Here is a 14,406-nt window from a genome sequence, read left to right as displayed (position 1 = left end):
CTTGCCCTTGGATTGCAAAAATTGAATTGAGCGCCACTAAGCCGCAGCCTTTCGTTTCAGGAACTGCGCAGCCAGTGCCTGGATCCGCGATTTATCGGAGTGCCGCTGCGTGAGCGGGGCATTCGGATCGATGATGCCAAGGGCCTGCGATGCTTTGAGTCCGAGTAGTTCGACCATCGGTGGATCGCTGCCATCGTCGCTGTTCAGGTAGATCGCTGTAACTTGTTCCTCCTGACCCTCGCGTTCAAGGCGGCCGATGACCTGTTCATGGATCTTCGGAGACCAATCGAGCTCACCGAAAATGACGGTAGAACAGCGGTGCTGTAGGCCATCCAGTCCCGCACCAGAGCGCAGGCTCATGATGAAAAGATTCGTCTTCCCGGAAATAAACGCTTCTTTTGAATCAATCTTCTGCTTGTCGCCTTCTGACCCGGTGTACATCGCAGGATTGTAGTCCGCCAACTCCTTTAGCCAGATGTCATACACATCCCGGTGCCAGCCCATCAATATGATCGGAATGTCGGCTTCAAGCAGAAGGCGTGCGTACTGGGCAACAAAGCGTGCCTTGGCCACGCCGGTGATACGACGCATCAACAGATCCAACTCGCGCCCGGCGCGACCGCGCTCCATGAACGTCCCTTCGGTGGTTCGGATAGCCAGCTGTCTAGCGAGCAGTTCTACAGAGCGGAGTGTTTCGTCATCTGAACCCACCTCCTCAACAATGACGTTCAGCGGCGGCATCTGCTGCCCAACGTCACGTTTAGTCCTGCGCAGGAACACCATCTGCTCCCGCAGAAAGGTTCCTAGAGCCTGAGGATCGGTGACTTTTTTGTCGCCATCGGTCCATTCCCTGAGGAAGTCCCCGTGACTGCCCAAGAGCCCTGGTTCGATGACTTCGACAATGTTCCAAATCTCGATGCCGTAGTTATAAATGGGCGTCGCACTCAAGCCCAGACGGTAATCTGCTTTGCTGGCCAACGCCTGGGCTGCTTTCCCCTTACCGCTGTCGGTGCCGGTGCGCAGTTCCTGAACTTCGTCAAAGATTGCTGCCTTGAAAAAGCCATCGCTAAAAGTATCGATCCAGCCAAGCAGTTGGCTGTATTTGAAGATGTACGCATCAGCCGGCGGCAACTCGTAAGGCCGGGTGCCCTTGATGCAGTGAAGCTTCAGGTCCGTGAATTCGCTAAGCTTTTCAAACCACTGCTGCTGCAGATGGGTTTGCACAACAATGGCCGCCGGCCGTGTTTGCATGTGCAGGATCAAAGCAGCGGCGGTGTAGGTCTTGCCCAAACCGACATCATCGCCCAAAAGCAACGATCGCCGCGCCAGTGTCAGGTCAACAGCCTGGCTTTGATAGTGACGAATGACACAGCCTGGTTTCAGGCCGATGGCGGCCAGCGGGGTGTACTCCGGACGAAGAATTTCTTCCATCCGCGACTGTTCGCGCTCGAAGCTTTGACGACCCCAATCAAGGGCCTGCGCGTCGGTCGGAGTGATGGCCAGGGGATAGCGAGAGGTGAACCAGGCGATGTCAGCGCAGTGCGCAAGGTCGTTTGGAAAGACGTACTCGTCGGTCTGCCACTTCGGCACCCGCGGGAATATCTGCTTGAGTCGGATCGCGATGTGAGGCGCGATATTGCGCATTACCCACTGGGTGCCGTTTTCCAGGCTCAATTGCCCGTATCGAGTGCTCATAACCAGCCCCCGCCCATTGATACCACCCGTGAAGGCTTGTTGTTAATGTGAGATGGAAGTCCCATGGCCGTGCCCGTCATTAGCAGCAAACCATCAACCGATTCATGCTCGGCGTAACGCTCCAGCTGCCTATAAATTGCCTTGCGCTGTGCGCGGGTCTTTAGCTCCAGAACAATGGCGTGACCGTCGATAGTCACCACAAAGTCTGGAATGTCACGTTTCGAAAGTTCCTGCTCCCGCTTGAACTCGAAGCCAGCCTCGTCCAAGGCTGTTTCGAGATCCGCCTGCGCCCTTTTTTCAAGCGCCATGTTCAAGCGCTGCTTCGAGCAAAAGTCGCATAGTCGAGCCAGAGCTCGCTGAGCTGATGAGTCATGATGGTCATTCATGCGACGAGCTCCCGCGGCAGAGTCTCTTCCTGATAAGGTTCTGCAGAGGTCATTTGATCTCGTTCGTTGTCGCGATGAGGATCGATGCTGCTGCCCAAGGCGTATCCGCGGTCCAACTTACGCTGCCACCCGCCTAAGACGTGCGCCGGCGTGTACCAGTGCTCCCGCTCCTCCATCATCAGGGTGTTGCCGAGAATCACGACCGCAGGGATGTGGAGAAGGCTCAGCTGAATGAAAGCCATATGTACTGCCCTGGAGTCGATGTCTTGGGCGATGACGTGCAGATGTTGCTGATAGTTGATGCCGGCGCCGAGCATGGCTTCGGCGGTTGCAATAACCATCGCACCGGCACCACAGGCAGGTTCGCTCACACTAACAAATCCGCGTTGTTCGATTTTCTCTCGAAAACCGCTCCCGTCCTGGACCTGCATGTTGGCCATGAGCGTGCACAAGGAATAGGGGGTGAAAAACTGGCCGCGGGAAGCGTTGTGCAGCTCCAATTCGCTGAACACTTTCCCCAAAACGTCGTCAGGCCCGTACTCCAGAGCATTCACAAGTTCTGCATACATCTGAGGAAAGCGTGCCACTTCGTGTGGCTCATAGCGCCGGACGATCGATAGATAGCGCTTTTCGCGCTCCTCAAATTGGGCAAGGTCCACTTTGTTGGCAATGGCCAGAGCGGACATCTCAATGAAGTCGCCGAACACGTCCCAAAGGTTGTGTCGCCCCGCATTAGCCCGCAAGAGCTTGACGAGATTGCTGCGATGCTCAGCGGGCGAGCTTGGAGTAGACATTTTAGGAGAGCGCATAATAGCCTCGCGACGTGCTTTTGTAATCGCCAAACTATAACTTGATATTTTTTCTGTCAACACAAGATTTCGCTTCGAGCAAGAACCTTTAAGTGAGGTGCTGGAGGGCAGGCCGAGAGTCGGACAGGGAGGGACGATGGAGGGAGGAGCGGGGGAGGTGATGCGCTCATCTGGTTATGGGCGCATCACTACGGACCAGCAGTCTTCTGATATCGGTGCCAAATACGGCGCTACATCGATGGCCCAGAATGTTCGTGCTCAATCTGTATGTTGACGTCGCGATCCGGCTTGGGCTTTCCGAGGTCAAAAGCATGAACGACGGCTTTGGCAGCCATCGCAAGCGAAGGGAATGCGATCATGCCCGCACTCCCAGCCCAAAATGCCGCGACACCGGTGCTTTCGAATCCACCGGTAAGCGCTCTGGCAACACCCTCACCCAAGCTATCGACCCTGGTTGCGTCAAGATATGCCTGGTAGACCGCATGGCCTTGATGCGCCATATCGGCGCCGTACGAGGCGCCAGATGCCGCTCCAATCATTGTCATTGCAGCAGGAACGAATGAGGCAAGACCGAAGAGTTCGTTGGCCCCGATGCGCCGCAGCGCGTCCGTACACTTGGTGTAGATGTTGCGCGATAGTTGTTGAAACAGACTTTCACCAGGTGCTGCTGGAATGCTCATTGCGCGACTCCTATGGCTTGCGGAAACGTCCTTTCCACCAGCACGCAAAACTGGTCGATAGGTCCCAGAACCTCGCTCTCGTTTGACCGTGGCGTAGCGCCCAGATCCAGAAGGATTGCGGCATACACCGCCACCTGACCGGCAACTTCGGTTTTTGCCGCGTCAGTCTCCTTGCTGTTTGCAACGGCCGCTGCGCATTTTTCCAGGCGAGAAAGCCGGTCCTTAAATCGCTCCATGTATCACATCCTAATGTAGATTCAATAGAACAACATTAAGCAACAGGCCTTATGCGCCGTCAATCGTCACGCAAGGCTGCTCCAAGGAAATTTTGCCTGGCGGATGCCGGCTTGCGAACCGCTGCCGCCACCTCGCGTTGGGCGTCTCGCAGATCCCCCCCCCTGAAGCGCTCGCCGTGTGCCGCTCGCGCAGTGTTGACGATCGTCGATAACGACAACTGCAACACACCCACCTTGGCTCACTCACGATGAATTGCAGTATGCAACGGCATTTACTGAGGTTTATCTGCAGCTCGCGAACATATGCAATGAGGATACCTGTTACATATGCAATGATAGAATGTCGTTTATCGCTGATAACCTTAGTTATCAGCGATCAGCATTAAGCCAGAGTAGGGCGCCTCTCGCTCAGCAGTAGCTAGGGTTGAAGTGTGCGAAACGCGCGGACAGACAGCCTCGACGCCTTGCAGATCCGAGAGCGCTCGTTAACCTGAGCGACGCTCCGATCGGCCAGTGGACGCTGGCCGATTCAGCGACGGATTTGGATGGCAGGGAGGGACTGAGGGATGGGTAGCAAAAATGCTTGACTAGATAGGCACATGTGCCTAGCCTTGGATCAGTAATTTATTGGAGAACTGCAGGTGTATTTGATCTCTACAAAAACGACGCAGCACGACTGGTCGGACATCGCGCTTCCAAGAAGCCCGCTTCGCTGCGGATTACTAACGCTTTGAGTACGATCGCCGCCGCGGAAGAAGGTGCTGCAGGAACTGCAGCGCCTCGCGTCCCTCCCCATTCGGTAGAGGCTGAGCAGGGCGTGCTCGGTGGTTTGATGCTGGACAACGCCACCCTGGATTCACTCCAGTACCTGCTCTCCCCCGATGATTTTTTCCTGCAAGAACACCGCTCGATCTTCCGAGCCATTCTTGAACTGGCCGAGCGCCAGAAACCGTTTGACGCCGTGACGCTGCAGGAAGTGTTGAATCTCTCAGGAGAAAGCGAACTCGTGGGGTTCACCCAGGGCTATGTAAGCGAGCTCGCGAAAAATACGCCGTCGACTGCGAACATTGAAGCGTACGCCCGGGTGGTTCGCGAACGCTCTCAGTTGAGAAAGATCATCTCCACCTGCATCAGTATCAATGACCAGGCACAAAGCCCTGCCGGAATGTCGGCAGAGGATCTGATCGAGGACGCGGAACGCCAAATACTGATCCTCTCCTCCGCTCGGCCGAAGGCCGGTGGCCCAGTTGGCATCAGCACGCTGTTAACCAAGGCCACCGAAAAAATCGGTGCGCGGTCAAAGTCCGGCGATCTGGTGACCGGACTATCAACTGGTTATGCCGATCTAGACCAGAAACTGGATGGACTGCGCCCGGCAGACCTGATCATCGTCGCAGGACGGCCGTCGATGGGTAAAACAACGTTCGCCATGAACATGGTCGAGAACGCCGTCCTGCATAGCGAGAAGGCGGTGCTGGTCTACTCACTTGAGATGCCAGGCGAGTCGCTCATCATGAGAATGCTGTCGTCTCTTGGGAGTATCGACCACAGCAAGATCCGCTCAGGACGCCTGTTGAATGAGGACTGGCCAAAGCTGACTAACGCCGTCAGACGCCTTACCGACCGCAAGCTGTTCATCGATGACACCGCCGGCATCAGTCCGTCGGAGATGCGATCGAGGACTCGCCGAGTAGTTCGGCAGCACGGGCCGCTTGCCTTGATCATGGTCGACTACCTGCAGTTAATGCAGATCCCGGGGGCCAGCGGCAAGAATCGGACCAACGAAATCTCCGAAATTTCGCGCTCTCTGAAGGCCTTGGCCAAGGAATTCAATTGCCCAGTGATCGCATTGTCACAGCTCAATCGAACCGTTGAGCAGCGCCCAAACAAACGGCCATTGAATTCGGATCTCCGCGAGTCCGGCGCGATCGAGCAGGACGCGGACGTGATCATGTTTGTCTATCGCGACGAAATCTATTACCCCGATTCCCGCTTCAAAGGAACTGCAGAGATCATCATTGGCAAACAGCGAGAGGGTGAAACCGGCTTTTCAAGACTTGCTTTTGTCGACCGATTGACCCGCTTTGAAAACCTCGTACCAGGTGCACATGCTTTCTCCGATTCGGAGCTTGGCAACGTCCCCAAACCCAAAGATCCGCGGGTTGGGAGAGCCATCGCATCGGAGCTGGTGCACATCGAAAAATTTCGTAAATACGACCCGCAGACTAAAAACTATGCCAAAGGCCCATTCCGGCCGAGGAAGAAGACATGAACGATTTCGCCGCTCCCGAACAGTACGACCTGCAAACCGCTTCCCTGAAGGTGCCACCGCACTCGATTGAAGCAGAGCAGGCGGTGTTGGGAGGACTGATGCTGGACAATAACGCGTGGGAGCGTGTACTTGATCAGGTATCCGATGGCGATTTCTACCGACACGACCACCGCCTCATCTTCCGTGCGATCGCCCGGCTCGCTGACCAGAACTCACCGATCGACGTCGTGACACTGGCAGAACAGTTGGATAAAGAGGGCCAAACAACCCAAGTCGGTGGTTTGGCGTACCTGGGCGAGCTGGCGAAAAATACACCGTCGGTGGCCAACATCAAGGCCTACGCCCAGATCGTCCGTGAACGAGCCACTCTGCGCCAGTTGATCGGCATCAGCACCGAGATCGCCGACAGCGCCTTCAATCCTGAAGGTCGCACTGCCAATGAGATTCTCGACGAAGCGGAGCGCCAGATCTTCCAGATCGCCGAGGCGCGGCCGAAGACGGGGGGCGCGGTGAGCGTGAACGACCTGTTGACCAAGGCCATCGACCGTATCGATACCTTGTTCAACACTGACAATGCCATCACCGGCTTGTCCACCGGCTACACCGACCTCGACGAGAAGACCAGCGGCCTTCAGCCCTCAGATCTGATCATCGTCGCCGGCCGCCCATCTATGGGCAAAACCACCTTTGCGATGAACCTGGTAGAGAACGCTGTCCTGCGTAGCGACAAAGCGGTTCTGGTTTACTCGTTGGAGATGCCCGGCGAATCATTGATCATGCGTATGCTGTCTTCCCTGGGCCGCATTGACCAAACCAAGGTACGTGCTGGCCGCTTGGAAGACGATGACTGGCCGCGGCTGACTGCCGCTGTCAACTTGCTCAACGATCGCAAACTGTTCATCGACGATACCGCCGGCATCAGCCCGTCAGAAATGCGCGCCCGCACCCGGCGCCTGGTCCGTGAACACGGTGACATTGGGCTGATCATGATCGACTACCTGCAGCTAATGCAGATTCCAGGCTCTGGAGGCGATAACCGAACCAATGAGATCTCGGAGATCTCGCGCTCTCTGAAGGCGCTGGCCAAGGAGTTCAATTGCCCAGTGGTCGCGCTGTCACAGCTCAACCGTTCTCTGGAGCAGCGTCCAAACAAGCGACCGGTAAACTCCGACTTGCGAGAGTCCGGAGCGATCGAGCAGGATGCCGACGTCATCATGTTCGTGTACCGCGACGAGGTGTACCACCCTGAAACCGAACACAAAGGCATCGCTGAGATTATCATCGGAAAACAGCGAAACGGCCCGATTGGTACATCGCGATTGGCGTTTATCGGTAAATACACCCGATTCGAAAACCTCGCACCAGGCAGTTACAACTTCGATGACGAATAGTTATTAGAGTTGGACATCAAACCGCGCTATTCACCAATAGCGCGGTTCAAATTAAGCCGCTTGTAACAGTAACGAAGCCAGCTCCAGTTGCGCTTTTTCCGATGCGTCTTCAGGCTCAATCAAATCGCGAGCTACTGCCCGCTTCGCTGCGAGCATGCTCCACAATCCTTGGTCGATGGAGTCGTCAATAAGCGGGATTTTTACGATCACCAAGCGCAGCTGACCATTGCGGTATGCACGATCTTCCGCTTGATCCTGCAGGGCCGGTGTCCAAGGTAGACTGGCGAAAAACACGTAATTAGCAGCTGTCAGATTGATACCTGTCCCCGCCGCTGCAGTGGTGCCAATAAATGCACGAATATTTTCGTCCTCTTGGAACTGATCGACGGCCTTCTGCCGCCGGGCGCCTGAGTGCTTACCAGTCAACGTCACACAATTGATGCCCTCGTTGGCCAGCTCGCTGTTGAGCCACTCGACCGTCTCAATGAACTCGCAAAAGATAATCACTTTATCCTGGGTGTCGAGCTCTCTGACCATATCGACAATGGTCCTGGCCTTAAAGCGCTCCAGCATCGAACGCAGGACGCCAATTCGGGCCAGAGGGGACCTGTCGCTGTAAAACACCTCCTGGTACTGCCGACGTTCTGCCGGCGACATCTGCGAGGCGAAGGTCTGGCGTTGCTTACCCTTCAAATTGACCAGGACGTCTTTGGTACGGCGAAGCATCCAGTCTGAGAGAAGAGTCCGAAGCGACGCACGGAACTCGCTACTTCCAGCGAATTGCTCACAAAACGCCTTGAGGGACATGAGGCCAATCGGATGGCCCGACAGACGAAGCAGCGTGTGCAGTTCGCTTTCCCGGTTCAGCACAGGCGTCCCGGTCAGCAGATATCGATTGGGGACTTTTGAGGCGATGTCGAACGCGTGACGCGTCCATTCCGCCGTTGGCTCTTTGAGACGGTGCGCCTCATCGATCACCATGACGTTGTACAGGGACGCCGTCGTGACAAATTGTCCCAGCCTTTCGTAATTGATGATCACCCATTGGGCCGAAGGGTCAGCGGCCTGCATCGAAATTTTTGCATCCGGGCACACCGCCTGGATCTCGCGGCTCCAGTTGATGATGAGGCTGGCCAGGCAAATAATCAGGATCGGCCGCCCCTTCGCCTGGATGTGTGCAGCAACGATCGACTGCCGTGTTTTGCCGAGGCCCATATCGTCAGCCAGCAAAGCGCTGCTGCGCTGCACCAGGTGAGCAACTCCGGCGCGCTGATAGTCATAGAGCTGGTACTGGTTGAGAGCCTCCTCAAGTGCCTGTGGAGTCCAAGAGATCGGGGTAATCTGGGGAATGCTGGCCAGGTACACCTCGTTTACAGAATCCTCGCTTTCCCCCGTAGGGTCCGGACGTTCACCACCTACGGCGATGCTCTCCCATTCGCGAGCCTGCACCAAGGCGCCATCTTCAAGCAGCTCGTGCTGACCTTCGAGAATCTGCACCTGCTCTTCGCTGAGTCCCAGTCCGTCAATGAGATTGCTGCGCAACGCTTCGGCAGTGCAGACGATTTTCCAGGCTTTGCTGGGTCCCAGATATACCCCACCCATTCGCCGGTAGATCGCTATCAATCCAGGGTGGTAATCACCCCGTGCGAGAACCTTTCCGTCGGCCATCACTGCGATTCTGACCTGGATATCGGTCGTGTACGCCGCCAGTAATGGCTTCGCCCGGGAAACGTCGAGCTTGCGTGTAAAGGTTTCGTAGGTTTCTACGAACGCTTCACCCGCGGCCGCTTTGAGGGTCGCAAAAAATTCTTGGGTTTCCTCGTGAACAAGATTCTTCGCGATGCGCCAAGTGTTGTGAAGCGGGTGCCCGGGTTTTCTGAAGCAACGAGCTTTGAGGCTGCTCAGCACCCGGCCCAATCCCTCGACATAAGCAAACGACAATCCATAGTCGAAGCCGTCGAACACTGCGCATTTAAGAAGCTCTGCATTTACATCTGGTGAGCTGCGTCGCCTGAGCATGCGAGCAAGTCCTTATAGAATTTGATCACGGTGATACTATCGCAATTGTGATTAGATACGCACACCATTCAAACGAGGAGCATTGGCCCGCATGAACCAGTCCTTCGAACTATGCCTTTCCGCAAGACTTCAATGGATCGATGTGGTTGTCTGGCGCTCAATCACCGGGGGTGAGAAAACCGTCGCCGCGGCCAGGCTGCGCGCATTTGAAATAGTGGCCTGTCTTGCTGAGCTAGAGGCAAATCGGTGCAACCCCGTCTATGGGGAGCACCTCCCGCCTCTTCTCGTGGACGCCCCAGAACTGGCTGACCACTACCTCTCCGCGTTCGTCCAGGAACGGGAGCTCGCTGAGCAACTGAATGCTGAAGAAGAGGCGCGATGGGAGGAAGAAAGATTAGAAGCAGCCAATGAGCAACAACGCCAAGCCAGGCGCACGCAGGCTTTAGTTTCCATGGAAGCTGGGCGATGGGGTGAACTCAACCTGCCGAGCCCTGATGAATTCCTGCAGCAACTGACTGCAGGCGAAAGTGTTGATGTGGACGGGCATTCATTCAGTTACGACAAAGCTGATGGCATCACCTGGATGGACAATCCGTATGGCGTACCAGGTGGGTTTAGCGGTGTACCAACCTTGGAGATGTGCACCAGGGTTCTCAAGCATATCGGTTGCGGAGGTATGTATGGGCCTGAACCATAGCGAGCAAGTGAAAGGAACGAGACATGACTGAGTTGACCTATTCCTCCCCCTACTTGGCAGTGATCGAGCGGGCGCTGACCGTGGGATCTGCATGGAGTGATGGTACTGGAGCCACCAAAAACACAGTTGTCCCCGCGCCGGTATTGGAGACCCTTGACCGGTTACGCGTCGGAGAAGACCCGTCCGCCGGTATGTTCACAATTCGGGAACTGCTGCTAGATCTGATTGAGCAGCACCCAGCACTGAGCGTAGTTGTGTTGCCCCAGGCTCACGCTGTCGGAGCTACTGGATCTTGTTTTGTCGCCTGAGGATAGCCTCCAGAGCATCCAGTGCCCATTTCGGACATGGTCGGGCGCTCTTGAGGACGCTTGCCGCTAACCACGATCTGATACTCCGAATGCTGCAGGGACGCTTTGTCTCCTCAGCGATGAGAGCAGCGGCCTCTCCCTGGGTTATCGAGGCACGATCGATCAAGGATCGCAATGTTTCTTGGTTCGACATTCAACACCTCATAATGCACTTGTGCCTATTCTAACCCAGCTTCTCCATTCGTACATTCCTCTCTCAAGGAAACCTTCCAGTCTTAGCTCATTGCCTGTCGTTCGGTACGGCCACTGCTAGTCTGATCACCGATTATAGGCACTTGTGCCTACAACCGGCAACTTGTGATGGCAGTTTGCCTTTCGCCACGACTGAAAAAAACAGCTGATTCATATACCCTGCTGCCCCCTCCGGGAACCCTGAGATAGAGCCTTCGATGTCGGCATAGGATTTGCCGTTGCTCCTCAATTCCGCTTTTAAACGGAAGACGACTATAGTCGGAACCGCTGAAAATCCCGGCCCTTCAAATGATCAAGCCGGGAACGCAAAATCATCCGCACGCACAACCAGGCCTTCGGAAAGGCTCTTCGTGAGTTCAGGAAAAAAAGGTGCCTCACGCAGGAAACTCTCGCGTTCGAGGCCGGCTTGGATCGCACCTACATTTCCGTCCTGGAACTCGGCCGGCGTTCCCCAACGATCGACACGCTAATTTCCCTCTGCGAAGTACTTGGCATCTCGTTGGTCGAGTTGGCCGTTAGAGCGCAAGATCTGGACGAATCTCAAAATGACCGAAATGACCATGGCCCAGGCCCTTGATCACTACAAGACAAGGGTTTCGATCCTCAAAAAAGGCTACGTTCAAGAGTGTTATCGCGTCGAGCAGTTGTCCAGATCGTTCTTAGGCCCAATGACCGCCCGGGCTGTCACCTCAGTAGACATCGCGACCTATCGTGATGAGCGCCTCCTCCAGAAAAACCAGAAAACCGGCAAGCTTCTGTCTCCCGCGACAGTCAGGCTTGAAATGTCGTTGCTATCGAATCTGTTCGAGCTCGGTCGTATTGAATGGGGGATTTGTGACGACAACCCTGTCCTGAAAGTTCGGAAGCCAAAAAGTCCCCCTGGGCGCGAGCGAAGACTCACTGCGCGCGAAGAGCGCCTGATTTTGCGATATGCCCACAACCACGGTAACGAATCTCTCTATTCGATCATCGTCGTTGCGCTTGAGACAGCAATGCGCCAGGGCGAGATCCTCGGCCTGCGCTGGGAGAACATCAACCTCAAGGCGCGAGTGGCGCATCTGCCAGACACCAAAAACGGCACGCGTCGCGACGTGCCGCTCTCGTTGAAGGCGCGTGATGCCATCATCAGGATGGGTGTCGAAAACACCGGGCAGGTCTTCAAGTATGGATCGCAGGGCCTCAAATCGACCTGGCGCGTGATGCTGCAGCGCCTGGCGATCGTGGACCTCCATTTCCATGACTTACGCCATGAAGCCATCAGCAGGCTGTTTGAACTGGGCACGCTGGACATGATGGAAGTTGCAGCCATCAGTGGCCACAAGTCGCTCAGCATGCTTAAGCGCTACACGCACTTGAAGGCACAGCGCCTGGTCAAGAAACTTGAGGGCGGAAAGAGCAAGGGTCGACAGGTCGTAATCAATCACCTGATCCCCTACCCCGCCATTCTCCTGCAGACGGAGAATCACGTAACGGTTCGGTTCCTGGACTTTGATGAGCTCCTGATCACGGGATCCTGCAGAGATTCCACGCTCGCGCTCGCCCAGGACAGGCTACTTCGACGACTGATGACGGCACTCAGGGACGCTACACCCATACCGGCACCAGATCAGTACCTGGAATTGATTGAGGAAACAAGCGTAGTGATGATTGATCCTTTAGCGGCTGCTTGAACAACCAAAATTTTCAATAAAGTATTAGGAATATTGACCTAGATAACTGACGAGACGCCCGGCCTGCTTGGCTAAGCCGCGAAAAAAGGCATCAACAATTGCTCGATAGAAATCGTGTCAAAGGTATCGTACGAAGCGCGTGCCTTGCCAATCCGGTGTGTGGGCCCAGCAATTCGGAGGTTTTAAATTTGAAGAACGTCAGGTGGTGAACATTGCAGGTGGCGAGGGGTCAATTGATCTTGGTTATTATAAATTCTGTTCAATCTCTGGACTAGGCGGTGAGCGGCCCCACGGGTATGTTTTTAGGTCCAATTTGCCACCCGACGCACAAGGCCGCTATTTCTTTCAGGCCTATTACAAAGGCTATGGCGCAACAATGGATTTATGGGTTACATGTATTGACTAGCTTGCCAATCCGGTGTGTGGTCGAAAGTTAGTTTAGAGTTGACCGGGAAAGACGTACAGACTGGACCAGTAATTGGCGTTATGAGCTTTATGTATCCATCGCCTAACGGAGATGTGTATTGCAAGTTGTACAATCAAACTTTGAAATCTGATGCATTAATAATTGCAAATATACAAACGAGTGCAATCTCGCAAAATCAAAATGTATCTCAACTGTCGACAGAAATTGTAATAAACAATCGAACAGTCGGACTTGATTATCAAGTTGCGATTCAGTCCGGAGGCGGGTTTTCTGTCTCGTCATCCGTCTCGGAATCCGCCGCGCAGGGATTCGTTCCCATCAAACTATGTGTTTGGGGAAAGCAAGTGGCAAATTGGAATGTACTTTATTCACTGAGCGTGCTGCAGTAGTCTTGCCAATCCGGTGTTTGGAAATCAAACAGCCGTCCGGCGTCATGCATAGCGATTACCATACCAGGCTATTCAACAAACGATGTAACCACATATGCCTGCCCGTTTGGTTATGCGAAAGTCGGCTGGGACACAACTGGATCAGGATGGCGGAACAGTAGTACGGCCGGTGTCATCATTGGCCAGAACGATTACGCGACGATATTTTGTTGTCAGTTCTGACTGCTTTGCCAATCCGGTGTGTGGGCCAAATTAGGGAAGACGTTGATACTTACTGGGTATGTGGTCCCCAATCAATGCTCTACTATCTGGGTTGACCCCGGTAACAAGATTTGCAAAGACTCTCAATTCGCGGTGGTCAACTTCGAGAAAGTTTTCGCTACGGCTCCGAGAATTGTCACATCAGTAACAGCTGTCGGCCCGGAATCCCCTTGCATGGGAAACTCTGCAAGAGGATTCTCCACAGGATCAGGTAATGTGACTTCTTATGGTGCTGTTATCTGGGGGTGGGCCTCACCAATATTCGGCTATTGTGGTGGAGGTGATAATTATGCGGGAACCACCACGGTTCAATGGACGGCATACGGTGAAGGTTTATAACCTCATTGCCAATCCGGTGTGTGGAAGGAAGCCTCGACAAAACGCATCGAGATTCTTTATCTAACGAATGCGGATGTTAGTCTTGCTGTTGGAGATGGAGGAGTCGGCGCATGCGTGGATAACCACGCCATCAATTCAGCGGATTGGAAAGCAGTGTGTGGCGATCGAGCGTGTATTCAGCGCGGATTCAAAATGGGATGGGTGTCAGAGGTAAGTCCGCCAACCACTGCCTGGTCTAGCGCCAATAAGTTAAACTGTGCGTATTGACCCTCTTGCCAATCCGGTGTGTGGGCAAAAGGATTCAAATTGGAGCGTCCTAGAGTAGTTTACGGGACTTTCGGGAACATCGGAGGAGACGGAGGCGTCGCTTTTTGTAACTCAGACGAGATTGTCCTAGGAGGAGGAGCAGACTGTTCTGATCCCACCCGCGGTTATATCCACATGTCGGCCCCGATAGATAGTGCAGATAGTCAGGGATGGGTCGCGAACTGTTTTGGTGTACCGGGATTCCCGGATCCTCCCGCAAGGGCCTTCGCGATATGTTCGAAGAAGCAATAACCACCTTGCCAATCCGG

General features: G+C 54.7%; 12 protein-coding genes and 1 pseudogene. 7 read left to right on the top strand and 6 right to left on the bottom strand.

Going from position 1 to position 14,406, the window contains the following annotated elements; all coding sequences use genetic code 11:
- Positions 1 to 36: 36 nt before the first annotated feature.
- The 5 genes from AC1ROI_RS25690 to AC1ROI_RS25670 all read right to left on the bottom strand — a co-directional run bounded on the left by AC1ROI_RS25690 (position 37) and on the right by AC1ROI_RS25670 (position 3,806).
- On the bottom strand, positions 37 to 1,695 hold the full coding sequence (locus tag AC1ROI_RS25690; protein ID WP_102595735.1) for an SNF2-related protein: 1,659 nt from the start codon (positions 1,693 to 1,695) through the stop codon (positions 37 to 39).
- On the bottom strand, positions 1,692 to 2,081 hold the full coding sequence (locus AC1ROI_RS25685) for a hypothetical protein (RefSeq protein WP_102595736.1): 390 nt from the start codon (positions 2,079 to 2,081) through the stop codon (positions 1,692 to 1,694). The genes AC1ROI_RS25690 and AC1ROI_RS25685 overlap by 4 nt, the downstream gene beginning before the upstream one ends.
- The gene (locus AC1ROI_RS25680) at positions 2,078 to 2,890 is read right to left on the bottom strand and encodes an N-6 DNA methylase (protein WP_102616874.1); all 813 of its coding nucleotides are present in this window, start codon (positions 2,888 to 2,890) and stop codon (positions 2,078 to 2,080) included. Before AC1ROI_RS25680 ends, AC1ROI_RS25685 begins: the two co-directional genes overlap by 4 nt.
- A gap of 230 nt (positions 2,891 to 3,120) precedes the next feature.
- On the bottom strand, positions 3,121 to 3,570 hold the full coding sequence (locus AC1ROI_RS25675) for a hypothetical protein (RefSeq protein ID WP_102595738.1): 450 nt from the start codon (positions 3,568 to 3,570) through the stop codon (positions 3,121 to 3,123).
- Complete coding sequence (locus tag AC1ROI_RS25670) at positions 3,567 to 3,806, bottom strand: hypothetical protein (RefSeq protein WP_102595739.1); 240 nt, start codon at positions 3,804 to 3,806, stop codon at positions 3,567 to 3,569. Before AC1ROI_RS25670 ends, AC1ROI_RS25675 begins: the two co-directional genes overlap by 4 nt.
- Before the next feature lie 730 nt (positions 3,807 to 4,536).
- Between AC1ROI_RS25670 and dnaB (AC1ROI_RS25665) the strand changes: the two genes are divergently transcribed.
- Both dnaB (AC1ROI_RS25665) and dnaB (AC1ROI_RS25660) read left to right on the top strand, forming a co-directional pair.
- A complete protein-coding gene (gene dnaB, locus AC1ROI_RS25665; RefSeq protein ID WP_102595740.1) occupies positions 4,537 to 6,078 on the top strand; it encodes a replicative DNA helicase in 1,542 nt (513 codons plus the stop codon).
- Positions 6,075 to 7,469 (top strand): replicative DNA helicase, encoded by a 1,395-nt coding sequence (gene dnaB / locus AC1ROI_RS25660; protein WP_054078420.1) that lies wholly within the window; start codon positions 6,075 to 6,077, stop codon positions 7,467 to 7,469. The genes dnaB (AC1ROI_RS25665) and dnaB (AC1ROI_RS25660) overlap by 4 nt, the downstream gene beginning before the upstream one ends.
- A gap of 51 nt (positions 7,470 to 7,520) precedes the next feature.
- On the opposite strand, the gene AC1ROI_RS25655 is transcribed toward dnaB (AC1ROI_RS25660), so the two are convergent.
- Positions 7,521 to 9,488: a DEAD/DEAH box helicase gene (locus AC1ROI_RS25655; protein WP_102595741.1), complete on the bottom strand. Its 1,968-nt coding sequence runs from the start codon at positions 9,486 to 9,488 to the stop codon at positions 7,521 to 7,523.
- 91 nt (positions 9,489 to 9,579) lie between these two features.
- Between AC1ROI_RS25655 and AC1ROI_RS25650 the strand changes: the two genes are divergently transcribed.
- The 5 genes and pseudogenes from AC1ROI_RS25650 to AC1ROI_RS25630 form a co-directional block, all read left to right on the top strand.
- A complete protein-coding gene (locus AC1ROI_RS25650; RefSeq protein ID WP_102595742.1) occupies positions 9,580 to 10,185 on the top strand; it encodes a hypothetical protein in 606 nt (201 codons plus the stop codon).
- 23 nt (positions 10,186 to 10,208) lie between these two features.
- A complete protein-coding gene (locus tag AC1ROI_RS25645; RefSeq protein ID WP_102595743.1) occupies positions 10,209 to 10,493 on the top strand; it encodes a hypothetical protein in 285 nt (94 codons plus the stop codon).
- 562 nt (positions 10,494 to 11,055) lie between these two features.
- The gene (locus tag AC1ROI_RS25640) at positions 11,056 to 11,322 is read left to right on the top strand and encodes a helix-turn-helix domain-containing protein (protein ID WP_102595745.1); all 267 of its coding nucleotides are present in this window, start codon (positions 11,056 to 11,058) and stop codon (positions 11,320 to 11,322) included.
- Entirely contained in the window at positions 11,291 to 12,415 is a 1,125-nt protein-coding gene (locus AC1ROI_RS25635) for a site-specific integrase (RefSeq protein WP_102616873.1), read from the top strand. Before AC1ROI_RS25640 ends, AC1ROI_RS25635 begins: the two co-directional genes overlap by 32 nt.
- Positions 12,416 to 13,231: 816 nt before the next feature.
- A pseudogene (locus AC1ROI_RS25630) lies at positions 13,232 to 13,453 on the top strand (shufflon system plasmid conjugative transfer pilus tip adhesin PilV); the annotation flags it as partial.
- Positions 13,454 to 14,406: the final 953 nt, after the last annotated feature.

This window comes from Pseudomonas sp. GW823-FHT02C02, from assembly GCF_058797635.1.
This window is presented reverse-complemented; position numbering and strand designations above follow the sequence as displayed.

What these genes read in the sequence shown, in the direction of transcription:
- AC1ROI_RS25670 (WP_102595739.1), bottom strand. Translation starts at nt 3,806, where the DNA reads ATGGAGCGATTTAAGGACCGGCTTTCTCGCCTGGAAAAATGCGCAGCG.
- AC1ROI_RS25655 (WP_102595741.1), bottom strand. Translation starts at nt 9,488, where the DNA reads ATGCTCAGGCGACGCAGCTCACCAGATGTAAATGCAGAGCTTCTTAAA.
- AC1ROI_RS25645 (WP_102595743.1), top strand. Translation starts at nt 10,209, where the DNA reads ATGACTGAGTTGACCTATTCCTCCCCCTACTTGGCAGTGATCGAGCGG.
- AC1ROI_RS25690 (WP_102595735.1), bottom strand. Translation starts at nt 1,695, where the DNA reads ATGAGCACTCGATACGGGCAATTGAGCCTGGAAAACGGCACCCAGTGG.
- AC1ROI_RS25680 (WP_102616874.1), bottom strand. Translation starts at nt 2,890, where the DNA reads ATGCGCTCTCCTAAAATGTCTACTCCAAGCTCGCCCGCTGAGCATCGC.
- AC1ROI_RS25675 (WP_102595738.1), bottom strand. Translation starts at nt 3,570, where the DNA reads ATGAGCATTCCAGCAGCACCTGGTGAAAGTCTGTTTCAACAACTATCG.
- dnaB (WP_054078420.1), top strand. Translation starts at nt 6,075, where the DNA reads ATGAACGATTTCGCCGCTCCCGAACAGTACGACCTGCAAACCGCTTCC.
- AC1ROI_RS25635 (WP_102616873.1), top strand. Translation starts at nt 11,291, where the DNA reads ATGACCGAAATGACCATGGCCCAGGCCCTTGATCACTACAAGACAAGG.
- AC1ROI_RS25685 (WP_102595736.1), bottom strand. Translation starts at nt 2,081, where the DNA reads ATGAATGACCATCATGACTCATCAGCTCAGCGAGCTCTGGCTCGACTA.
- AC1ROI_RS25650 (WP_102595742.1), top strand. Translation starts at nt 9,580, where the DNA reads ATGAACCAGTCCTTCGAACTATGCCTTTCCGCAAGACTTCAATGGATC.